Source organism: Paracoccus stylophorae (assembly GCF_028553765.1).
Taxonomy (GTDB): domain Bacteria; phylum Pseudomonadota; class Alphaproteobacteria; order Rhodobacterales; family Rhodobacteraceae; genus Paracoccus; species Paracoccus stylophorae.
This window is the reverse complement of sequence record NZ_CP067134.1, coordinates 2,767,666-2,788,688: the sequence shown is the minus strand read 5'-3', so window position 1 is coordinate 2,788,688 and position 21,023 is coordinate 2,767,666. Positions and strand designations below refer to the sequence as shown.

The window sequence follows — 21,023 nt, the reverse complement described above, 5'->3', positions numbered from 1 at the left end:
GCGCGATTATGCGCATGGCGGCGCGGCGGGCGGAAATCACGGCTGCGTCAGGCGGGTCTTGCCCGGCCCCGGGCGGGCTTGTAGGGCAGGGCGACGATCAGCCTTTCAGGGGTGCCGATGACCGCGCTGGACGACCTTGCCGCGATCCCTTTCCACGATGCCGACGCCGGTCTGCGGGCGCGAATGCTGTCGCGGCTGGCCGACACCGAATTGTCGGTGGCGCTGACCCACGAGCCTGCCGGCGACCGGATCGAGCTGCGCATGTTCCAGCTGGAACACGGCCCCGTCGCGCTGGCCTGCGATGCCGAGGATCGGCTGGCGGGGTTCTTCGACGGGCCGGTGGCCTATGCGGCGCTGCCGGGGCGGGTGCTGGCGGGGTTGCTGCGCGCCGAGGGGGCGGGGTTGCTGGTCAATCCCGGCCAGCGGTCGGAAATGCTGCTGGATGCGGCGATGCTGGACTGGCTGTCCAGTGCGCTCTCGGCCGCGCCGCAGGCGGCCGAGGCGCGGCTGCGCCTGACCGGACCCGCCCCCGACACCGTCGCCGCGCTGGCCGAGCCGCTGGCGGCACGGCTGGCCGACATGCGCGGGCTGATCGCCGGCGGCTGGCTGGCCGGGGTGCGCGGCGGCGAAGGCGAGGGTGACGGCGGCGTGACGGGGCATGTGCTGGTGATCGCGGGGGCCGCGCCCGACCATCACGACCGGATCGCCAAGGCGCTGTCCGAGACGCTGGCCTTTCTGCCGCCGCAGCCGGGCGGCGTCGATATCAGCTTTTCCGATGCCGCGCCTTGCCCCGGCGCGGTGCGCTTCGACGCCGAACCGATCCCGGCCGCGCCGCCGCCCGACCGTCCCAAGGGTCCGCCGATCCTGCGATAAGGATGACGCGCGCGTGTTGCGCAGACCGCACCGACCTGACACAAAAGGCGGATGCAACTGCGTCACAAGGCCCTGTGCGTCCATCTTCTGACTGCCACCGGCGCGGTCCTGTCCATGCTGGCCATGCTGGCGGCGGTGACCGAGGAATGGTCGCTGATGTTTCTGTGGCTGGTGCTGGCCTTCGTGGTCGATGGCATCGACGGGCCGCTGGCGCGCCGCTATGACGTCAAGACGAACTGGCCGAATTACGATGGCGTCCTGATGGATCTGATCATCGACTATCTGACCTATGTGTTCATCCCCGCCTTCGCTCTGTTCCGGTCGGGGCTGCTGGATGGCTGGACCGGCTGGTTCGCGATCATCGTCATCACCTATGGCAGCGTCGTCTATTTCGCGGATACGCGGATGAAGACGACCGACAATTCCTTCGCGGGCTTTCCCGGCTGCTGGAACATGGTGGTGCTGGTGCTGTTCGCGACACGGCCGCACTGGATCGTCATCCTGGTGATCGTGGTGGCGCTGACCGTGGCGATGTTCACCAATATCAAGTTCGTCCACCCGGTCAGAACCGAACGCTGGCGGGCGATCACGCTGCCGGTGGCGGTGCTGTGGGTGGTGTTCGCGGGCCGTGCGGCATGGGTCGATTTCCACCCCTCGAGCTGGGCGATCTGGGGACTGGTCGTCACCTCGCTGTGGCTTTTGCTGGCCGGCCCGGCGCAACAGCTGCTGGAGCGGCGCGGCTGACGCTTGCCTTGGGGGCCAATTCCGTCCGATGATCCGCCGCAGGACAGGGATCAAGGGGGACCGGCCGAATGCTGGACATGTTGAAATCATCCGTGGCGGCGCTGGCGCTGATGGCGGGCGGGGCGGCGGCGCAGGACGCGATCACCCTGGGCATGGTGCTGGAGCCGCCGAACCTGGACCCGACCGGCGGCGCGGCGGCGGCCACCGACGAGGTGGTCTATGCCAATCTGTTCGAGGGGCTGACCCGGTTCGGCCCCGACGGCACGGTGTTGCCCGCCTTGGCCGAAAGCTGGGACATCGAGGATGAGGGCCGCGTCTATGTCTTTCATCTGCACGACGGCGTGACCTTCCACGACGGCAGCGCGTTCGACGCCCAGGACGTGGTCTTTTCGCTGGATCGGGCGCGGGCCGAGGAGTCGACCAACGCGCAGAAGGTGCTGTTCGAGGGGATCGAGCGGGTCGAGGCGGTGGACCCGCAGACCGTCCGCGTCACCCTGTCCGCGCCCGACGGAAACTTTCCCTTCAAGATGGCGTGGGGCGACGCGGTGATGGTCGATCCGGCCAGCGCGGGCGATCTGGCCACCGATCCCGTCGGCACCGGACCGTTCCGCCTTGACCGATGGGTGCAGGGCGACCGGGTCGTGCTGACGGCGTTCGACGACTATTGGGGCCAGGCGCCGGCGCTGAAGACCGCGACCTTCCGCTTCATCAGCGACCCAAGCGCGGCCTTTGCGGCGATGATGGCCGGCGACGTGGATGCGTTCCCGAACTTTCCCGCGCCCGAAACGCTGCCCCAGCTTGCGGCCGATCCCCGCTTCAAGGTGATCGTGGGCACCACCGAGGGCGAGACGATCCTGGCGATGAACAACACCCGCCCGCCGCTGGACAACGTCAAGGTGCGGCAGGCCATCGCGCACGCCATCGACCGGCAGGACATCATTGACGGGGCGATGTTCGGATACGGCACCCCCATCGGCAGCCATTTCGCCCCGCATCATCCCGATTATCTCGATCTGACCGCGCAATCGGTTTATGACCCCGAGATGTCGAAAAAGCTGCTGGACGAGGCGGGGGTGGGCCCGGTCAAACTGCGGCTGGCGCTGCCGCCCCCGTCCTATGCGCGGCGTGGAGGCGAGATCGTGGCGGCGCAGCTGCGCGATGTGGGGATCGAGACCGAGATCACCAACATGGAATGGGCGCAATGGCTGGAATCGGTGTTCAAGGGCGGCGATTTCGACCTGACCATCGTCAGCCATACCGAGCCTTTGGACATCGATATCTATGCCCGCCCGGATTACTATTTCCACTATGCCAAACCCGAATTCGTGGCGCTGATGGATCAGCTGAAACAGGCCGTCAGCCCCGAACAGCGCAGCGCGCTCTATCAACAGGCGCAGCAGATGATCGCGGACGATTACGTCAACGCGTTCCTGTTCCAGTTGGCCAAGACCGGCGTGGCGAATGCGCGGATCGAGGGGCTGTGGGAAAACGCGCCGACGCAGGCGAACGATCTGACGCAGGTGCGCTGGACCGACTGAGATGCGCGCCGGCTGCGGATCGCAAAGCGCAAAGGCCGGGCTTTCGCCCGGCCTTTGCCGTTTTTTGCGCCTGTGTCAGACGAATTTCCTGATCTCGCCCGAACGCAGCCGCGCCATATAGCTGTTCATCTCGCGCTTGACGATCGGCATCAGCAGATACAGCGCGATGATGTTCACCACCGCCATGGCAAAGATCGCGGCGTCGGAGAAGTCGATCACCGGCCCCAGGCTGGCCGCCGCGCCGATCCAGGTGAAGATGCAGAAGATCACCTTGAAGACCAGTTCCTTCTTGTGGCCTTCGCCGAACAGGAACGTCCACGCCTTCAGCCCGTAATAGCTCCACGAGATCATGGTCGAGAAGGCGAACAGCACCACCGCCAGCGCCAGGATATAGCGGAACCAGCCGAACGTGCTGCTGAACGCATCCGATGTCAGCGCCACGCCGCTGTTGCCGGACAGGGTCTGGACCATGCTGCCATCCTCGGTCAGCACGAACATGCCGGTGGCGGGATCGGTGACAAGCTGGCCGGTGATGATGATGACCAGCGCCGTCATGGTGCAGATCACGACGGTGTCGATGAACGGCTCCAGCAGCGACACGAAGCCTTCGGTGATCGGTTCCTTGGTGCGCACCGCCGAATGGGCGATGGCCGCCGACCCGACGCCCGCCTCGTTCGAAAAGGCCGCGCGGCGGAAGCCCTGGATCAGCGCGCCGGTCGCGCCGCCGACCGCCCCGTCCCAGGTAAAGGCGCCAAGGATGATCTGCCGGAACGCGGTGCCGATCATGTCGAAATTCATCAGGATGATGACCAGCGCGGTGGCGACATACAGGATGCCCATGAACGGGACGATCTTTTCGGTCACCTGCGCGATGGATTTCAGCCCGCCGATGATCACCAGAAACACGATCGCGGCAAAGACCAGCCCGGTGATCCAGCCCGGATAGTCGCCGACGACATTGGCGATCTGGGCATGGGCCTGATTGGACTGGAACATGTTGCCGCCCCCGAACGAGCCGAGGATGCAGAAGATCGAGAACAGCACCGCCATGAACTTGCCGCCGCCGATGCCGCGTTCGGCAAAGCCCTTGGTCATGTAATACATCGGCCCGCCCGAAACGTGGCCGTCTTCGTATTCGTTGCGGTATTTGACGCCCAGGGTGCATTCGGTGAATTTCGACGCCATCCCCATCAGACCCGCAAGGATCATCCAGAAGGTCGCGCCCGGCCCGCCGATGCCGACGGCGACGGCGACACCGGCGATATTGCCCAGCCCGACCGTGCCCGACAGCGCCGTGGCCAATGCCTGAAAGTGACTGACCTCGCCCGCGTCGTCAGGGTCGGAATAATCGCCCCGGACCAGCGCGATGGAATGGGGAAAGGCGCGGAATTGCACAAAGCCGAAATAGATGGTGAAGACGGTCGCGCCGGCGACCAGCCAGCCGACGATCCACGGAAAGCCGGTGCCGGGAAAATCGGCAAAGATGAAGGCGACGAACCAGCCCGTCGAGTTCGCGAAGATCTGGTTCACCGTTTCGTCAAGTCCCTGGGCCAGTGCCGGCCCTGCGCCCAACGCGCTGGCCAGGAGAGTGGCGGGAACGAGGCGTCTTGCGTGTCTGGTCATCTGGATTTTCTCCTTGTTTGCGGGCGTTCAGGGCACGATCGTCACGGGCACCGGCGCGATCTGCGCCAGCGTTCCCGCGACCGATCCGAACAGGCGCGAGGAAATGCCCGACGCGCCCATCCGGCCGATGAAGATCAACGCCGCATCCTCGTCCTCGGCGATCCGGCACAGGGTCTCGGCGATATGGCCGTATCTCATCACCGAACTGACCGGCACGCCCGCATCCTCGACGGATTTCAGGACCGGCCTGATGATGGCTTCCTCGGCCCGGGCCAATTCTTCGTTGCGTCGCTTGTGCCGCTCTTCCAGCTCGTTGGGCGTAAGAAAACTGTAGGGCGACCATTCCAGGACATGCGCGACGACGATGCTGTCCCCCATCGCCTTGGCGCGGCTGACCGCAAAGTCCAGCGCGCGGCGCGAGGCCTGGCTGCCGTCAAAGCCGACGACGATCTTGCGTGACATTTGTTTCCCCCTGACGCTGTGTTTTGTAATTTTCTGTCGGTAATCGCACACTAGTCACGGCAGCGGCATCAGCGCCAGAAAAAATGCAACGCCGTCTGCCGATTGTCCCGGCCGCGCGGATCGCCGCAAAAGCCGCGGTTCGTCGCGGAACCGCCCGTCAGCCACGGCGGCGCGGATGGGGATTTTTGCCCTTTTCAAACCGGATCGTGCCCGGCATAGTCCGGCCCATGACCCGGATGCCCCATACCACCACCGCCATCGCCGCGCCCTCCTGCGCGCGCCCGGCCGTGCTGCCCCGCGGTCTGCTGCTTCTTACGCTGCGCTGAGCGGGTCTGCCGGGCCGCCGCTCAGTCAGGTCAGTGCCCGGATCATTCCCGACACGACACCAAGCGCACGAAAGACCGACCCATGAGCGACAAGAACCGCGTCTATATCTTCGACACCACCCTGCGCGACGGCGAACAATCGCCCGGCGCCACCATGTCCCACGCCGAAAAGCTGGAAATCGCCGCCATGCTGGACGAGATGGGCGTAGACATCATCGAGGCGGGCTTTCCCATCGCCTCGGAAGGCGATTTCGCCGCCGTCAGCGAAATCGCGAAACTGGCGCAGAACAGCGTCATCTGCGGCCTGTCCCGCGCCCAGATCCCCGATATCGACCGCTGCTGGGAGTCGGTGCGCCACGCGAAACGCCCGCGCATCCACACCTTCATCGGCACCTCGCCGCTGCATCGCGCGATCCCCGATCTGGACATGGACCAGATGGCCGAGCGGATCGAACAGACCGTCACCCATGCCCGCAACCTGTGCGACAACGTGCAGTGGTCGCCCATGGACGCGACGCGGACCGAACACGACTATCTGTGCCGGGTGGTGGAAATCGCCATCAAATGCGGCGCGACCACGATCAACATCCCCGACACGGTGGGTTATACCGCGCCGCGCGAAAGCGCCGATCTGATCCGGATGCTGCTGGAACGCGTGCCGGGCGCCGATCAGGTGATCCTGGCCACCCATTGCCACAACGATCTGGGCATGGCGACGGCCAACAGCCTGGCCGCGGTGCAGGCCGGGGCGCGCCAGATCGAATGCACCATCAACGGTCTGGGCGAACGCGCCGGCAACACCGCGCTGGAAGAGGTGGTGATGGCGCTGCGGGTGCGCCACGACATCATGCCCTATGACACCGGCATCGACACCACCAAGATCATGGGCCTGTCGCGGCGCGTGGCGCAGGTCTCGGGCTTTCCGGTGCAGTTCAACAAGGCCATCGTCGGCAAGAACGCCTTTCTGCACGAAAGCGGCATCCATCAGGACGGCGTGCTGAAGAATGTCGAGACGTTCGAGATCATGAAGCCCGCCGATATCGGGCTGAACGAATCCAACATCGCCATGGGCAAGCATTCGGGCCGCGCCGCCCTGCGCGCCAAGCTGGCCGATCTGGGATACGAGGTGGGCGACAACCAGCTGAAGGACATCTTCGTGCGCTTCAAGTCCCTGGCCGACCGCAAGAAAGAGGTCTATGACGAAGACATCGTCGCGCTGGTCCAGGACACCACCGCCAACACCGAGGACGATCACCTTCAGGTCAAGCATCTGCGCGTCATCTGCGGCAGCGACGGTCAATCGGCCGATCTGACCATGATCGTGGACGGGCAGGAAAAGACCGTCCACGCCACCGGCGACGGTCCGGTGGACGCCTGTTTCCGGGCGGTCCGGCAGATCTTTCCCCACGATGCGCGGCTGCAACTGTATCAGGTCCACGCCGTCACCGAAGGCACCGACGCGCAGGCCACCGTCAGCGTCCGGATGGAGGAGGACGGCCGGATCGTGAACGGTCAGGCGGCCGATACCGACACCATCCTGGCCAGCGTCAAGGCCTATGTCGGCGCGCTGAACCACCTGATCGTGCGCCGCGCGCAGAAGGGGCGCGACGAAAAGCAGATCAGCATGTATTCGCACTAGGCGGGCCGGCTGTTGCCCGACGGGCGCGCGGGGGGCTGTCCCGCCCGCGCGCCGCGTCAACGGGGCTTTCACGGTGGCGCTTTGCCTTCTATATGGGGCCACGCCGTCTGCGGGCGATTCCGCGTGGTGACGGCGGCGCCGCGGGCGCGACAGAAACGGGCAGGGCCGGAGAAACCGGCGCGAAAGGAATACGGGCATGGCATTCGGCGGTTTGTTTTCGACCGATATCGCGATCGATCTGGGCACGGCGAACACGCTGATCTATGTCAAGGGCAAGGGCGTCATCCTGAACGAACCCTCGGTCGTCGCCTATCACGTCAAGGACGGCAAGCGGCAGGTCCTGGCGGTGGGCGAGGACGCAAAGCTGATGCTGGGCCGCACGCCCGGCAGCATCGAGGCGATCCGGCCGATGCGCGAAGGCGTCATCGCCGATTTCGACAGCGCCGAAGAGATGATCAAGCATTTCATCAAGAAGGTGTTCAAGCGCACCACCTTTTCCAAGCCCAAGATCATCGTCTGCGTCCCCCACGGCGCCACCCCGGTCGAAAAACGCGCCATCCGTCAATCGGTGCTGTCGGCGGGCGCGCGCCGCGCCGGGCTGATCGCGGAACCCATCGCGGCGGCCATCGGCGCGGGGATGCCGATCACCGAACCGACCGGGTCGATGGTCGTCGATATCGGCGGCGGCACGACCGAGGTCGCGGTGCTGTCTTTGGGCGACGTGGTCTATGCCCGCTCGGTCCGGATCGGCGGCGACCGGATGGACGATGCGATCATCAACTATCTGCGCCGCAACCAGAATTTGCTGATCGGCGAATCCACCGCCGAACGCATCAAGACCGGCATCGGCACCGCGCGGATGCCCGATGACGGCCGGGGCGCCACGATCATGGTGCGCGGCCGCGACCTGCTGAACGGCATCCCCAAGGAGATCGAGATCAGCCAGGCGATGATCGCCGAGGCGCTGTCGGAACCGATGCAGGCGATCTGCGAGGCGGTGATGGTCGCGCTGGAATCCACGCCCCCCGATCTGGCCGCCGACATCGTCGATCGCGGCGTGATGCTGACCGGCGGCGGGGCGATGCTGGGCGATCTGGATCTGGCGCTGCGCGAACAGACCGGCCTGTCGATCACGCTGGCCGACCAGCCGATGAGTTGCGTGGCGCTTGGCACCGGCAAGGCGCTGGAATTCGAAAAGCAGTTGCGTCACGTCATCGACTACGACAGCTGACGCCCCCCGTGCTGAGGGCCTGAATGGCGCGCAAGGGACCAGATTTCGCAACGCCGCTGCGGCGGGTGCTGATCGCGCTGATGGCGATCCTGCTGTTCGCGCTGTTCCTGTTCTGGCGCATCGACAGCCCGCGCGCCGAACGGATGCGCACGGCGCTGATCGACCGATTCGTGCCCAGCTTCGAATGGGCCTTCGCGCCGGTGACCCAGATCAGCCAGATGATCGCGGGCTTTCAGTCCTATGCCCGCATCTATGAACAGAACCAGGAATTGCGGCGCGAATTGCAGAAGATGCAGGCCTGGAAAGAGGCCGCCGTCCAGCTTGAGCAGGAAAACTCGAAACTGCTGGCGCAGAACAATGTCCGCATCGACCCGGCGCTGACCAGCGTCACCGGCGTGGTGATGGTGGACAGCGGATCGGCCTTCCGCCAGTCGGTGCTGCTGAACGTGGGCGCGCGCGACGGCATCGTCGATGGCTGGGCCACGATGGACGGGCTGGGGCTGGTCGGGCGCATCTCGGGCGTCGGGCAGCGGACCAGCCGGGTCGTGCTGCTGACCGATCCCTCGTCGCGGCTGCCGGTCACGATCCAGCCGTCGGGCGACCGGGCGCTGCTGACCGGCGACAACACCGCGCTGCCGGTGCTGGATTTCATCGAGACGCCCGACAATGTCCGCCCCGGCGACCGGGTCGTGACCTCGGGCGATGGCGGCGTGTTCCCGCCCGGCCTGCTGGTCGGGCAGGTCGTGCAGGCCAGCGACGGGCGGCTGCGCCTGCGTATGGCCGCCGATTACGGCCGGCTTGAGTTTCTGCGCGTGCTGCGGTCCCACCCCGCCGAGGCGGTGGTCGATTCCGGCGCCATCATCCGGCCTGGCGATCAGGGGCTGATCGGGCCGCAACTGCCGACCTCGCCGGTCGATGCGGCGCAGGCCGCCGACCCGCTGCCCACGGGCACCGGCGATGATTGAGCGGACGGGCCGCGGGCTGGCCATCGGAACGGCGCTGTTCGTGCTGTGCATGGGCGTGCTGCTGTTTGTCCGTCTGCTGCCGCTGTCGGCCGGGCTGACCGGCTGGCCCGGCCCCGATCTGGGCCTGTGCCTGACCTTCGCCTGGGTGCTGCGCCGCCCCGATCAGCTGGCCGCGCCGGTGATCGTGCTGGTATTTCTGATCGAGGATGTGCTGCTGCTGCGCCCGCTTGGCTTGTGGACCGCGCTGGTCCTGCTGGCGACCGAGGCCGCACGCCTGCGTGAGGCCCGTTGGCGCGCCCAGCCGTTCATGGTTGAATGGGTGCGCGTCGCCATGCTGATCGGCGCGATGATGCTGGGCTTTCGTGTGGTCATGTTGCTGTTTCTGCTGCCCGCCCCGGCCCTGGGGCAGATGATCCTGCAATATATCGCCACCGTGTCCGCCTATCCGCTGGTCGTGTTCGCGGCGCGCTGGTTGATCGGGTTGCGCCGGATCACCCAGGCCGAGGCCGAGATGATGGGATACAGCCGATGAAAAGATCGCCGCAGGACATGCAGGACGGAAGCCGCCGGGTCGGACGCCGCGGCCTGCTTCTGGGCGGCATCCAGCTGGGCGTCGTCACCACGCTGGCGCTGCGCCTGCGCTCGATGCAGCTGGACCACGCCGAGGAATACCGCCTGCTGTCGGACGGCAACTCGATCAAGATCCGGCTGCTGCCGCCGGCGCGCGGCCTGATCCACGACCGCAACGGGCTGGTCCTCGCCGGCAACGAACAGAATTACCGCGTCACCCTGACCCGCGAAGAGGCCGGCGGCGAGGTCGAGCCGGTGCTGCGCCGCCTGTCCCGCCTGATCCCCATCAGCGAGGATCGGATCGCCGAATTGCTGGCCGAATTCGCGCGCCGCAGCGCCATCACCCCGATCGTGCTGGCCGACCGGCTGAGCTGGGAACAGTTCAGCTCGATCGCCGTGAACGCGCCGTCTTTGGCCGGGGTCACGCCCGAATCCGGCCTGTCGCGCGCCTATCCGCGCCGGGGCGACCTGGCGCATGTGGTGGGCTATGTCGGCCCGGTATCGGATTACGACCTGTCCCGGATCGAGGACCCCGACCCGGTGCTGATGCTGCCCGAATTCCAGCTGGGCAAGGTCGGGGTCGAGGCGAAGATGGAACATGTGCTGCGCGGCCGCGCCGGCGCCCGCCGGGTCGAGGTCAACAGCGCCGGGCGCGAGATGCGCGAACTGAGCCGGCAAGAGGGCGAGCAGGGCGAGACGCTGCAACTGACCGTCGACGCGCGGTTGCAGAACTATGCCGCGCAGCGCATGGGTCAGGAAAGCGCCGCCGCCGTCGTGATCGAGGTGCAGACGGGCGATCTGGTGGCGATGTGTTCCTCGCCCAGCTTCGATCCGAACAAGTTCGTGCGCGGCATCTCGTCGGCCGATTACCGGATGCTGATGAACCACGATCACCGCCCGCTGGCCGACAAGACCGTGCAGGGCGTCTATCCGCCCGGCTCGACCTTCAAGATGGTGACGCTGCTGGCGGGGCTGGATTCGGGGCTGATCAACGGCGGCACGCGCTTTTACTGCCCCGGCCATACCGAGGTCGGCGGCAGGCGGTTCCACTGCTGGCGTCGCGGCGGGCACGGCACGATGGACCCTGTCGAAAGCCTGGAACAAAGCTGCGACGTCTTCTACTACGAACTGGCGCAGCGGGTGGGCATCGACCGCATCGCCGCCATGGCGCGCCGCCTGGGCATCGGCGTGCATCACGACCTGCCGATGTCGGCGGTGGCCGACGGCATCGCCCCCGACCGCGCCTGGAAAAAGGCGCGCTACGATCAGGACTGGCAGATCGGCGACAGCCTGAACGCCTCTATCGGGCAGGGCTTCGTGCTGGCCTCGCCGCTGCAACTTGCGGTGATGACCGCGCGGGTGGCCAGCGGTCGTGCCATCGCCCCGCGGCTGGTGCGCGCCATCGGCGGCGTGCCCGAACCCGCGCCCGAGGCCGACACCCTGGGCATCGACGACAACCTGCTGCGCATCGCGCGGACGGGCATGGACGGCGTGATGAACGGCCCGCGCGGCACCGCCCGCAGATCGCGGATCGCGCGCGAGGACTGGCGCATGGCCGGCAAGACCGGCACCAGCCAGGTTCGCAACATCACCGCCGCCGAACGGGCGCGCGGCGTGATCCGCAACGACCAGCTGCCGTGGAACCGGCGCGACCACGCGCTGTTCGTCTGCTATGCCCCGGTCGCCGCGCCCCGCTATGCCGTGTCGGTCGTGGTCGAACATGGCGGCGGCGGCTCGACCGCGGCCGCGCCCATCGCCCGCGACATCCTGCTGTTCGCGCTGGAAGGGGGGCTGCCGCCCCTGGACGCCGTGCCCTCGGATCAGCGCGCCGAGATGGCGGCCCGCCACGACGCCATGGATCTTTACACGCCCGAGCCGCCCAAGCCCGGCCGGACCCGCGCGTAAGGGGGGCTTTGATGTCCTATCTCGATTATCAGGTCGCGCAGACGCCCACCGGCTTGCGCAAGCTGTTCTATCTGAACTGGCCGCTGGTCTTTCTGCTGTCCGCCGTCGCCTGCATCGGCTTTCTGATGCTGTATTCGGTGGCCGGCGGACAGGCCGAGATCTGGGCCGAGCCGCAGATGTACCGCTTTGCCGTCGGCATGGCCGCGATGTTCGCGCTGGCCTTCGTGCCGATGTGGTTCTGGCGCGGAATCTCGACCGCCACCTATGTCCTCTGCCTGCTGCTGCTGGTCGCGGTCGAGCTGGTCGGCGATATCGGCATGGGCGCGCAGCGCTGGATCGAGTTCGGGCCGCTGCGGCTGCAACCGTCCGAGCTGATGAAGATCGCGCTGGTCCTGATGCTGGCGGCCTATTACGACTGGCTGTCGCCGGACCGCGTCTCGCGCCCGCTGTGGGTGCTGATCCCGGTCGCGCTGATCCTGATCCCCACCGTGCTGGTGCTGAAACAGCCCGATCTGGGCACGGCGCTGATGCTGGTCGCGGGGGGCGGCATCGTGATGTTCGCGGCCGGCGTGTCGCTGTGGTATTTCGGCGCGGTGCTGGGGCTGATCGGCGGGATGGTCTATGCGGTGATGGCCAGCCGCGGCACCGACTGGCAGCTGCTGAAGGATTACCAGTTTCGCCGCATCGACACGTTTCTGGACCCTTCGGTCGATCCGTTGGGCGCGGGCTACAACATCACCCAGGCGCAGATCGCGCTCGGCTCGGGCGGGTGGTCGGGCAGGGGCTTCATGCAGGGCACGCAGTCGCGGCTGAACTTTCTGCCCGAAAAGCAGACCGATTTCATCTTCACCGTGCTGGCCGAGGAATTCGGCTTCATCGGCGCGATCTCTCTGCTGGCGCTTTACACGCTGATCATCGGGTTCTGCCTGTATTCGGCGCTGACCAACCGCGACCGGTTCGGCGCGCTGCTGACCATCGGCATCAGCGGCACGTTCTTCGTCTATTTCTCGATCAACATGGGCATGGTGATGGGGCTGCTGCCGGTCGTCGGCTCGCCCCTGCCGCTGGTCAGCTATGGCGGCACGGCGATGATGATCCTGCTGATGGGATTCGGCATGATCCAGTCCGCCCATGTCCACAGGCCAAGGTGATGCGATGAAGGTGCTGTTTGCCGCCCCCGATGCGATGTGGCCCGAATGGGCGCCCGCCCTGCGCGCGGCTTGTCCCGAGATGGAGCTGACCCGCACGGGCGACCCGGCCGGCTTCGACGCGATCATCTATGCGCCCGGCGGCGAGATTCGCGATCTGTCGCCCTATGTCAACGCGCGGCTTGTCCAAAGCCTGTGGGCCGGGGTCGAACGGATTATCGACAACCCGACCCTGACCCAGCCCCTGGCGCGGATGGTCGATCCGGGTCTGGCGCGCGGCATGGCGGAATACTGCACCGGATGGACAATGCGCGCGCATCTGGGCATGGACCGCTATGCCCAGGACGGCATCTGGCGCAACGGAACCGTCCCGCCGCTGGCCCCCGAACGCGAGGTCGTGATCCTGGGCATGGGCGAGCTGGGCCGCGCGGTCGCCGCGATGCTGGCCCCGATCGGCTTCCGCCTGACCGGCTACAGCGCCTCGGGCCGCCCGGTCGAGGGGGTCGAGGTTCTGGCCCGCGACGGGCTGGACCGGGCGCTGCAACGGGCGCAGATCCTGATCGCGCTGCTGCCCGACACGCCCGACACGCACAACCTTCTGGATGCCGACCGCCTCGCGCAACTGCCCCAAGGCGCGTGGGTGATCAATCCGGGCCGCGGCACGCTGATCGACGACGACGCGCTGCGGGCGGCGCTGGATCGCGGCCATCTGGGCCATGCCGTGCTGGACGTCTTCCGGCACGAACCCCTGCCCGCCGACCACCCCTTCTGGTCGCATCCGCGCATCACCGTCACCCCCCATATCGCCGCCGACACCCGCGCCGACAGCGCCGCGCGCGTGGTCGCCGACAATCTGCGTCGGGCCATGTCGGGCCGCCCGATCCTGCATCTGGTGGACCGCGCCAGGGGCTACTGAGGGTCTTTGGCGCTCAAGTATCCCGGGGGGAGTCCGCAGGACGGGGGGCAGCGCCCCCCTCGTGCATCGCCTCATGCGCGGCGGTGGTGGCGAGGGGGCCGCCGGGGACGCTGCCGGTCACGCGGGCGATCCGTTCGGCCATCTTCTTCTGCTTCCTGCGGTGATAGGCGCGGATCACCGGCACCGTCAGGTAATGCGCCACGATGCTGACCAGCAAGCCGATGATCGCGCCGCCCACCATATAGGGCCAGTAGATCTGGTGAAAGAACTCGCTCAGATGGCCCCAATGGGCGCGTTCCGGCCCCAGGGCCGAGCGGATATTGTGCCACAACTCGGCGCTGGCGCGCGCGAATTCGCCGAAGATCTGCTGCGGCCCCAACTCGCCGCCATAGCCCAGGATCCGACGCCCCAGGCTGACGGCCAGAACCGCGATGAAGGGGAACGTGACCGGATTGCCCACGAAGGTCGCCAGCAGCGCGGCCAGGATATTGCCGCCGATCAGCCAGGCGCAGGCGGCGGCGGTGGCGAAATGAACCCCGAAGAACGGCGTGAAGGACACGAACACGCCCGCCGCGACGCCGCGCCCGATCCGGTGCGGCTGGTCGGGCAGGCGGCGCAGCCGGTGCAGCACATAGGTGCCCGCCCGCCGCCATCCGCCGCGCGGATAGATCAGGTCGCTGGCCATCTGGCCATAGCTGCGCGGTGTGCGGCGTCTGAACAACTCTCACCCGTTTCCTCAAAATCCCCGGACCCCTGGCCCGAAGCCCGGCCCCGCCCCGGCCGCGGCCCTAGGGCTTCAGCGCCGGATCGCGGACCCGGATCACCTGCGCCACATCGCTTTCCGCCTCAAGTGCGGTCAGCAGATTGTGCAGATGCTCGTGATCCCGCAACTCGACCTCGACCTCGATCCGGTAGAAATCCGGCTTGCGGTCGATGAACTCGAGATTCGAGATATTCGCCCCCTGCGCCCCGATCAACCCGCAGATCCGGCCCAGCACCCCGGCATCGTGGCGGATGGTCAGATCCAGCAGCGTGGAATAGGCGGCGGGATGGCGCCCCTCGCGCCATTGCAGATCGACCCACCGGTCGGGGCTGTCCTCGAACTCGGCCAGCACCGGGCAGTCGATGGCGTGGATCACCACCCCCTTGCCGCGATAGGTGATGCCCACGATCCGCTCGCCGGGCAGGGGGCTGCAACAGGGGGCGCGCTGGAACTCGGCATCGGCCTCCAGCCCGGCAAAGGGGCGGGCGCCGTCGATCTCGTCCTGCGGGGCGCCGGCAAGTTCGGGATACAGAACCTCCAGAACCTCCTTGGCGGAATGTTCGGCGCTGCCGATCCGGGCCAGCAATTCCTCGGGCCGGTCCAGCCCCATCTGCCGCGCGGCGGTGCGCAGCGCCTTGTCGGTGGGCTTGCGGCCGACATGCTCGAAACTGACGCGCACAAGCTCGCGCCCCAGACGGATAAAGCGGTCGCGATCCTCTTCGCGCAGGCTGCGCCGGATCGCCGCCTTGGCGCGGCCGGTCACGACGATGTCCAGCCAGGTCGATTGCGGCCGCTGACCGGACGCCGCGATGATGTCGACCGACTGCCCGTTCTTCAGCCGCGTCCACAGCGGCACGCGGATGCCGTCGACCTTGGCGCCCACGCAGCTGTTGCCCAGGCGCGTGTGGATCGCATAGGCGAAGTCAATCGGCGTCGCGCCCTTGGGCAGTTGCATCACGTCGCCCTTGGGCGTGAAGCAGAACACCTGATCCTGATACATCTCAAGCTTCACGTGTTCGAGAAACTCGTTGTGATCCTCGCCCTCGAAGCGGGCGGCAAGGCTGTCGATCCAGGCCGCCGGATCGACGGCGAACGGGTTGCGGGTGCGCACCCCGTCGCGATAGGCCCAGTGCGCAGCGACCCCCGCCTCGGCCACCTCGTGCATCTGGCGGGTGCGGATCTGCACCTCGACCCGCTTGCCGTCGCGGCCCGACACGGTGGTGTGGATGGACCGATAGCCGTTCGATTTCGGCTGGCTGATATAATCCTTGAACCGGCCCGGCACCGCCCGCCAGCGGTGATGGATCACGCCAAGCGTGCGATAGCAGTCGGCCTCGCTGCGGGTGATGATGCGAAACCCGTAAATGTCCGACAGGCGCGAAAAGGCAAGCTGCTTTTCCTGCATCTTCCGCCAGACCGAAAACGGCTTCTTGGCGCGGCCGAACACGTCCGCGTCGATGTTTTCGCGTTCCAGTTCGGTGCGGATATCGGCGGTGATCTTGCCGATGATGTCGCCCGAATCCTTTTGCAGGCTGACAAAGCGGCGGATGATGGAATTGCGCGCCTCGGGGTTGATGACCTTGAAGGCCAGATCCTCCAGCTCCTCGCGCATCCACTGCATCCCCATCCGCCCGGCCAGCGGGGCATAGATGTCCATCGTCTCGCGCGCCTTCTGGACCTGCTTGTCGGGCCGCATCGACCGGATCGTGCGCATGTTGTGCAGACGGTCCGCCAGCTTGACCAGGATCACGCGAAGATCGCGTGACATGGCCATGAAAAGCTTGCGAAAATTCTCGGCCTGCTTCGATTGCGCGCTGCTGAGTTGCAGATTGGTCAGCTTGGTCACGCCATCGACCAGATCCGCGATCTCGGCGCCGAAAAGCTGCCGGATCTCTTCCTTGGTCGAACGCGTGTCCTCGACCGTGTCGTGCAGCAGGGCGGTGACGATGGTGGCATCGTCCAGCCGCATCTCGGTCAGGATCGCCGAGACGGCGACCGGATGGGTGAAATACGGCTCGCCCGAATGGCGAAGCTGTCCGTCATGCATCCGCATCCCGTAATCATAGGCGTTGCGGATCAGGTCGGTGTCGCTGCGTGGATTGTAATTGCGAACCAGTGCAATCAGGTCTTCGACGTCGATCATCCTGACGCGGACCTCCGATCGCGGTCGTCAGCCGCGCTGGCTGGCTTCCAGCATCATGCGCAGCATGCGTTCTTCGGATTCCTCGTCGGAGGGCTTGGGGCGATCGACCTCGGCGCCCAGCAACAGCGCCATCGCGTCCTCCTCGGGCTCGTCCACCTCGATCTGGGTCTGGGTCGCTTCGATCATCCGCTCGCGCAGCTCGTCGACCGGTTGCGTCTCGTCGGCGATCTCGCGCAGGGCGACGACCGGGTTCTTGTCGTTGTCGCGGTCCACCGTCGGCGCGCTGCCTGCGGCGATCTCGCGCGCGCGATGCGAGGCCAGCATCACCAGATCGAACCGGTTGGGAACCTTGTCGACGCAATCTTCAACCGTTACGCGGGCCATGTCTCACCTGTAAAGTTGCGAATCGGGAATGGGGCGAAGACGGAATACTGATTGCTTGACGCGCAAATGTCAAGGAAAAGCCCCGGTTCCGGGTCCGCGCGCCGGTTCCATGCCGGCCACGCCCGCCGGGCCAAGCGCGCGCAGCATCGCCACCGTGCTGAGCCCGGTGACCGGATGGCGCCAGTCGGGGGCGATCTCGGCCAGCGGGCCCAGGACAAAGCCGCGATCCTGCATCCGCGGATGGGGCAGGATCAGCCGGTCCGGCGCCTCGGTCCGCTGCCGGGCCTGCGGCAAATCGACCCAGTGCCGCTGCGTGGCCGGATCGGGCAGCACCAGATCGTCCAGCGCGATCAGGTCCAGATCCAGCACCCGCGCCGACCACCGCCCGGTGCTGCGATCCCGCCCAGCCTGCGCCTCGATCGCGTGCAGGCGGGCCAGAACCGCGTCCGCGCCAAGCGGGGTGCGGAACGTGGCCACCGCATTCGCGTAATCCGGTCCCGATCCGGCCGGAATGGCGGGCGTCCGCCAGATGCGGCTGATCGCGGAGATTGAAATATCCGGTTCATCGTGCAGAATACGTATCGTCGACCGCAGCGTGACGATCGCGCGGCGGTCCGGGGTCGGCAGGTTGGCGCCCAATGCGACGATACCGAAAGACAGCTTGACCATGCCTGCCCGACCATCCTCGACTGAACCTGCGAACCGGGCTTTCCTGTCAGGTATACTGCCCTGATCACAAGCCCCAACGATGAAAAAAACAAGTCTGATTGAAGGCGACACGGATGTTCTACAAGGATGACAGATTGGCGATGTTCATCGACGGAGCCAATCTTTACGCGGCGGCGAAGTCGTTGGGCTTCGACATCGACTACAAGCTGCTGCGGCAGGAATTCGACCGTCGCGGCAAGCTGACGCGCGCCTATTACTACACCGCCCTGATGGACGGAGAGGAATATTCCCCCATCCGCCCGCTGGTCGACTGGCTGCATTACAACGGATTCTGCGTCGTGACCAAGCCGGCCAAGGAATACACCGACGCGTTGGGCCGGCGGAAGGTCAAGGGCAACATGGACATCGAACTGGCCGTCGACGCGATGGAACTGGCGCCGCGGCTGGACCACGCGGTGCTGTTTTCCGGCGACGGCGATTTCCGCCCGCTGGTCGAATCGTTGCAGCGTCAGGGGGTGCGCGTCTCGGTCGTGTCGACCATCCGCTCGCAGCCGCCGATGATCGCCGACGATCTGCGCCGCCAGGCCGACAACTTCATCGAACTGGACGCGCTGCGCGACATCATCGGCCGCCCGCCCCGCGAGGCCACGCCGTCCGAGACCTGAGGGCGGGCCGCTTCCCGGCCTGCCGACGCGCGCCACCGTGGCGCGCGACAGGGCGGCGGTTCACACCAGCCGCCCTTCCTCCATCGCCGCGCGCACGAAACCCGCAAACAGCGGCGCCGGCGCGAAGGGCTTGGATTTCAACTCGGGATGCGACTGCACGCCGATGAACCACGGGTGGTCGGGGTATTCGATCACCTCGGGCAGCTTGCCGTCCGGCGACATGCCGGAAAACCGCAGCCCCGCCGCCTCCAGCGCCTCGCGATAGGCCGCATCGACCTCGTAACGGTGGCGGTGCCGGTCCTCCATCTGCGTCGCGCCGCCATAGACCTCGGAAATCCGCGACCCCTCGGCCAGCAGCGCCGTATAGGCGCCCAGCCGCATCGTGCCGCCCTTGTCGTCGCCCGGCTTGCGGTTGACGGTATAGTTTCCCTGCACCCATTCCTTCAGGTGATAGACGACCGGCGTGAACCGCGTCTTGCCGGCCTCGTGGTCGAACTCTTCCGACCCGGCATCGGGCATCCCCGCCAGGTTGCGCGCGGCCTCGATCACCGCCATTTGCATCCCCAGGCAGATGCCCAGATAGGGCACGTCCTTTTCGCGCGCGTATTTCGCCGCCGCGATCATGCCCTCGGTGCCGCGCTCGCCGAAGCCACCGGGCACGACGATGCCGTGATACCCGTCCAGCAGATGCGCGCCCTCGCCCTCCAGCTTTTCGCTGTCCACCCAATCGGCCTTGACCCGCACCCGGTTCGCCATGCCGCCATGGGTCAGCGCCTCGGCGATGGATTTATAGGCGTCCTCAAGCTGCGTGTATTTGCCCACCACGGCGATCCGCACCTCGCCCTCGGCATTGTCCAGCCGGTCCATCACATCCTCCCACCGGGTCAGATCGGGACGCGGAGCGGGGCTGATGGCGAACGCGTCCAGCACGGCACGATCCAGCCCGGCGCGGTGATAGGCCAACGGCGCCTCATAGATCGAGCGCAGATCATAGGCCGGGATCACCGCATCGGGGCGCACATTGCAGAACAGCGCGATCTTGGCGCGTTCCTTTTCGGGGATCGGATGTTCGCTGCGGCAGACCAGAACATCGGGGGCCAGACCGATTGATTGCAGTTCCTTGACGCTGTGCTGCGTGGGCTTGGTCTTCAGCTCGCCGCTGGCCGCCAGATAGGGCAGCAGCGTCAGATGCATCAGGATGCACTGCCCGCGCGGGCGTTCATGGGTGAACTGGCGGATCGCCTCGAAGAACGGCAGACCCTCGATGTCGCCCACCGTGCCGCCGATCTCGCACAGCATGAAATCGACCTCGGCATCGCCGATGGCAAGGAAATCCTTGATCTCGTTGGTGACATGCGGAATCACCTGGATCGTCTTGCCCAGATATTCGCCGCGCCGTTCCTTTTCCAGCACGTTGGAATAGATGCGCCCGGCCGAGATGCTGTCGGTGCGCCGCGCCGCCACGCCGGTAAAGCGTTCGTAATGGCCCAGATCCAGATCGGTCTCGGCCCCGTCATCCGTGACAAAGACCTCGCCATGCTCGAAGGGCGACATGGTGCCGGGATCGACGTTCAGATACGGGTCCAGCTTGCGCAGCCGGACGGTGTATCCGCGCGCCTGCAACAGCGCCCCCAGGGCCGCCGACGCCAGCCCCTTGCCAAGGGACGACACGACGCCGCCGGTGATGAAGATGTAACGCGCCATGAAGACCCCGCGATGTGCAAAAATTCAGTGATCTGCGGCCCGTCGAACAGCCGGCATCACGGGACTAAAGCCATAGACGATTCGCCCCGTGGCCGCAACGGACCGCAAGTTGCTGTAGGGCAGAATTATGCCGCCCCAATGTCTGGTGTGACCCTCAGTTCGCCGGTGCGGGTGCCGGCGCGGGGCTGGCCGGTGCGGGCGCAGACCGGGCAGGCGCAGACTGGGCAGGCGCAGGCTGGGCAGGCGCAGACGGCGCGGGCGCAGGCTGGGCAGGCGCCTCGGACGCGGGCGGTGCCGTCGCGGCCGGCGGTGTGATCGCATCCGCCGCGCCGTCCCCGGCTGCGGGTGCCGGGGTCGCGGGCGCCTCGGCCGCAGGTGCCGGCGCGGCCGCATCCGGCGCGGGCGGCGTCAGCGGATCGCCCCCGCTTGAGGGCGGCGGCGCATAGGCCGGCAGCGTCGGCAGCGACGATTCGGGTCCCTGTTGCCGCTCGGGCACGCCCATCTGGTCCATGATCGAGCTGTTCGAGGATTCGCGCGCCGCGATCACCGTCAGGCCGATCGAGGTGCAGAAGATCGCGATGCCCAGAATCCATGTTAGCCGCGTCAGCACGTTGGCGGCCTGCCGTCCGCTCATGACGCCGCCACCGCCGCCGCCGCCCATGCCAAGCCCGCCGCCCTCGGATCTTTGCAGCAGCACGACCCCGGTCAGCAGGACCGCCAGGATCAGGTGGATGGTCAGCACGACGTTTTGCACG

Annotated in this window: 19 protein-coding genes; 11 read left to right on the top strand and 8 right to left on the bottom strand. The window is 66.7% G+C overall.

Features of this window, described 5'->3' with window-relative positions:
• Window positions 1-117 precede the first annotated feature (117 nt).
• The 3 genes from JHW45_RS13715 (at window position 118) to JHW45_RS13705 (ending at window position 3,155) form a co-directional block, all read left to right on the top strand.
• Entirely contained in the window at window positions 118-873 is a 756-nt protein-coding gene (locus JHW45_RS13715) for an SseB family protein (protein WP_272858161.1), read from the top strand.
• 51 nt (window positions 874-924) lie between these two features.
• Window positions 925-1,617, top strand: coding sequence for a CDP-alcohol phosphatidyltransferase family protein (locus tag JHW45_RS13710; RefSeq protein ID WP_272858160.1), 693 nt, complete (start codon window positions 925-927; stop codon window positions 1,615-1,617).
• Window positions 1,618-1,685: 68 nt separating this feature from the next.
• Window positions 1,686-3,155, top strand: a complete 1,470-nt coding sequence (locus JHW45_RS13705) for an ABC transporter substrate-binding protein (protein WP_272858159.1) — start codon at window positions 1,686-1,688, stop codon at window positions 3,153-3,155.
• A gap of 75 nt (window positions 3,156-3,230) precedes the next feature.
• Here the strand turns inward: JHW45_RS13705 and JHW45_RS13700 are convergent, their stop codons facing one another.
• Both JHW45_RS13700 and JHW45_RS13695 read right to left on the bottom strand, forming a co-directional pair.
• Window positions 3,231-4,778: an alanine/glycine:cation symporter family protein gene (locus JHW45_RS13700; protein ID WP_272858158.1), complete on the bottom strand. Its 1,548-nt coding sequence runs from the start codon at window positions 4,776-4,778 to the stop codon at window positions 3,231-3,233.
• A 27-nt stretch (window positions 4,779-4,805) separates the two neighbouring features.
• Entirely contained in the window at window positions 4,806-5,240 is a 435-nt protein-coding gene (locus JHW45_RS13695; protein ID WP_272858157.1) for a universal stress protein, read from the bottom strand.
• Window positions 5,241-5,648: 408 nt separating this feature from the next.
• Here JHW45_RS13695 and JHW45_RS13690 point away from each other — a divergent pair, with 408 nt between their 5' ends.
• From JHW45_RS13690 to JHW45_RS13660, 7 genes are all read left to right on the top strand, one after another.
• Window positions 5,649-7,205, top strand: coding sequence for a 2-isopropylmalate synthase (locus tag JHW45_RS13690; RefSeq protein WP_272858156.1), 1,557 nt, complete (start codon window positions 5,649-5,651; stop codon window positions 7,203-7,205).
• Between the two features lie 196 nt (window positions 7,206-7,401).
• A complete protein-coding gene (locus JHW45_RS13685) occupies window positions 7,402-8,436 on the top strand; it encodes a rod shape-determining protein (protein ID WP_272858155.1) in 1,035 nt (344 codons plus the stop codon).
• A gap of 23 nt (window positions 8,437-8,459) precedes the next feature.
• Window positions 8,460-9,401 carry a rod shape-determining protein MreC gene (gene mreC, locus JHW45_RS13680; protein WP_272858154.1) on the top strand — a complete coding sequence of 314 codons (942 nt, stop codon included), beginning with the start codon at window positions 8,460-8,462 and terminating at the stop codon, window positions 9,399-9,401.
• Window positions 9,394-9,933: a rod shape-determining protein MreD gene (locus JHW45_RS13675; protein ID WP_272858153.1), complete on the top strand. Its 540-nt coding sequence runs from the start codon at window positions 9,394-9,396 to the stop codon at window positions 9,931-9,933. The genes mreC and JHW45_RS13675 overlap by 8 nt, the downstream gene beginning before the upstream one ends.
• Window positions 9,930-11,876, top strand: a complete 1,947-nt coding sequence (gene mrdA / locus JHW45_RS13670) for a penicillin-binding protein 2 (RefSeq protein ID WP_272858152.1) — start codon at window positions 9,930-9,932, stop codon at window positions 11,874-11,876. Before JHW45_RS13675 ends, mrdA begins: the two co-directional genes overlap by 4 nt.
• Window positions 11,877-11,887: 11 nt before the next feature.
• Complete coding sequence (gene rodA, locus JHW45_RS13665; RefSeq protein ID WP_272858151.1) at window positions 11,888-13,027, top strand: rod shape-determining protein RodA; 1,140 nt, start codon at window positions 11,888-11,890, stop codon at window positions 13,025-13,027.
• A 4-nt stretch (window positions 13,028-13,031) separates the two neighbouring features.
• Entirely contained in the window at window positions 13,032-13,940 is a 909-nt protein-coding gene (locus JHW45_RS13660; RefSeq protein WP_272858150.1) for a 2-hydroxyacid dehydrogenase, read from the top strand.
• A 13-nt stretch (window positions 13,941-13,953) separates the two neighbouring features.
• Here the strand turns inward: JHW45_RS13660 and JHW45_RS13655 are convergent, their stop codons facing one another.
• From JHW45_RS13655 to folK, 4 genes are all read right to left on the bottom strand, one after another.
• Window positions 13,954-14,661: a DUF2062 domain-containing protein gene (locus tag JHW45_RS13655; protein WP_272858149.1), complete on the bottom strand. Its 708-nt coding sequence runs from the start codon at window positions 14,659-14,661 to the stop codon at window positions 13,954-13,956.
• A 67-nt stretch (window positions 14,662-14,728) separates the two neighbouring features.
• A complete protein-coding gene (locus JHW45_RS13650; protein WP_272858148.1) occupies window positions 14,729-16,846 on the bottom strand; it encodes a RelA/SpoT family protein in 2,118 nt (705 codons plus the stop codon).
• 27 nt (window positions 16,847-16,873) lie between these two features.
• The gene (gene rpoZ / locus JHW45_RS13645) at window positions 16,874-17,230 is read right to left on the bottom strand and encodes a DNA-directed RNA polymerase subunit omega (RefSeq protein ID WP_272858147.1); all 357 of its coding nucleotides are present in this window, start codon (window positions 17,228-17,230) and stop codon (window positions 16,874-16,876) included.
• Window positions 17,231-17,299: 69 nt separating this feature from the next.
• A complete protein-coding gene (folK, locus tag JHW45_RS13640; protein WP_272858146.1) occupies window positions 17,300-17,899 on the bottom strand; it encodes a 2-amino-4-hydroxy-6-hydroxymethyldihydropteridine diphosphokinase in 600 nt (199 codons plus the stop codon).
• Window positions 17,900-18,012: 113 nt separating this feature from the next.
• Here folK and JHW45_RS13635 point away from each other — a divergent pair, with 113 nt between their 5' ends.
• Window positions 18,013-18,564, top strand: a complete 552-nt coding sequence (locus JHW45_RS13635; protein ID WP_272858145.1) for a LabA-like NYN domain-containing protein — start codon at window positions 18,013-18,015, stop codon at window positions 18,562-18,564.
• A 60-nt stretch (window positions 18,565-18,624) separates the two neighbouring features.
• Here JHW45_RS13635 and JHW45_RS13630 read toward each other — a convergent pair whose 3' ends face one another.
• Both JHW45_RS13630 and secG read right to left on the bottom strand, forming a co-directional pair.
• Entirely contained in the window at window positions 18,625-20,268 is a 1,644-nt protein-coding gene (locus JHW45_RS13630) for a CTP synthase (protein ID WP_272858144.1), read from the bottom strand.
• Window positions 20,269-20,422: 154 nt separating this feature from the next.
• Window positions 20,423-21,022 (bottom strand): preprotein translocase subunit SecG, encoded by a 600-nt coding sequence (secG, locus tag JHW45_RS13625; RefSeq protein ID WP_272858143.1) that lies wholly within the window; start codon window positions 21,020-21,022, stop codon window positions 20,423-20,425.
• Between the last annotated feature and the right edge of the window lies 1 nt (window position 21,023).

Bases quoted from the DNA above. Each gene is read 5' to 3' on its own strand.
- JHW45_RS13715 (WP_272858161.1), top strand. From the start codon at position 118: ATGACCGCGCTGGACGACCTTGCCGCGATCCCTTTCCACGATGCCGAC.
- JHW45_RS13675 (WP_272858153.1), top strand. From the start codon at position 9,394: ATGATTGAGCGGACGGGCCGCGGGCTGGCCATCGGAACGGCGCTGTTC.
- JHW45_RS13685 (WP_272858155.1), top strand. From the start codon at position 7,402: ATGGCATTCGGCGGTTTGTTTTCGACCGATATCGCGATCGATCTGGGC.
- JHW45_RS13710 (WP_272858160.1), top strand. From the start codon at position 925: ATGCAACTGCGTCACAAGGCCCTGTGCGTCCATCTTCTGACTGCCACC.
- JHW45_RS13690 (WP_272858156.1), top strand. From the start codon at position 5,649: ATGAGCGACAAGAACCGCGTCTATATCTTCGACACCACCCTGCGCGAC.
- JHW45_RS13705 (WP_272858159.1), top strand. From the start codon at position 1,686: ATGCTGGACATGTTGAAATCATCCGTGGCGGCGCTGGCGCTGATGGCG.
- JHW45_RS13700 (WP_272858158.1), bottom strand. From the start codon at position 4,778: ATGACCAGACACGCAAGACGCCTCGTTCCCGCCACTCTCCTGGCCAGC.
- mreC (WP_272858154.1), top strand. From the start codon at position 8,460: ATGGCGCGCAAGGGACCAGATTTCGCAACGCCGCTGCGGCGGGTGCTG.
- rodA (WP_272858151.1), top strand. From the start codon at position 11,888: ATGTCCTATCTCGATTATCAGGTCGCGCAGACGCCCACCGGCTTGCGC.
- JHW45_RS13635 (WP_272858145.1), top strand. From the start codon at position 18,013: ATGTTCTACAAGGATGACAGATTGGCGATGTTCATCGACGGAGCCAAT.
- folK (WP_272858146.1), bottom strand. From the start codon at position 17,899: ATGGTCAAGCTGTCTTTCGGTATCGTCGCATTGGGCGCCAACCTGCCG.
- JHW45_RS13650 (WP_272858148.1), bottom strand. From the start codon at position 16,846: ATGATCGACGTCGAAGACCTGATTGCACTGGTTCGCAATTACAATCCA.
- JHW45_RS13630 (WP_272858144.1), bottom strand. From the start codon at position 20,268: ATGGCGCGTTACATCTTCATCACCGGCGGCGTCGTGTCGTCCCTTGGC.
- rpoZ (WP_272858147.1), bottom strand. From the start codon at position 17,230: ATGGCCCGCGTAACGGTTGAAGATTGCGTCGACAAGGTTCCCAACCGG.
- JHW45_RS13660 (WP_272858150.1), top strand. From the start codon at position 13,032: ATGAAGGTGCTGTTTGCCGCCCCCGATGCGATGTGGCCCGAATGGGCG.
- JHW45_RS13695 (WP_272858157.1), bottom strand. From the start codon at position 5,240: ATGTCACGCAAGATCGTCGTCGGCTTTGACGGCAGCCAGGCCTCGCGC.
- mrdA (WP_272858152.1), top strand. From the start codon at position 9,930: ATGAAAAGATCGCCGCAGGACATGCAGGACGGAAGCCGCCGGGTCGGA.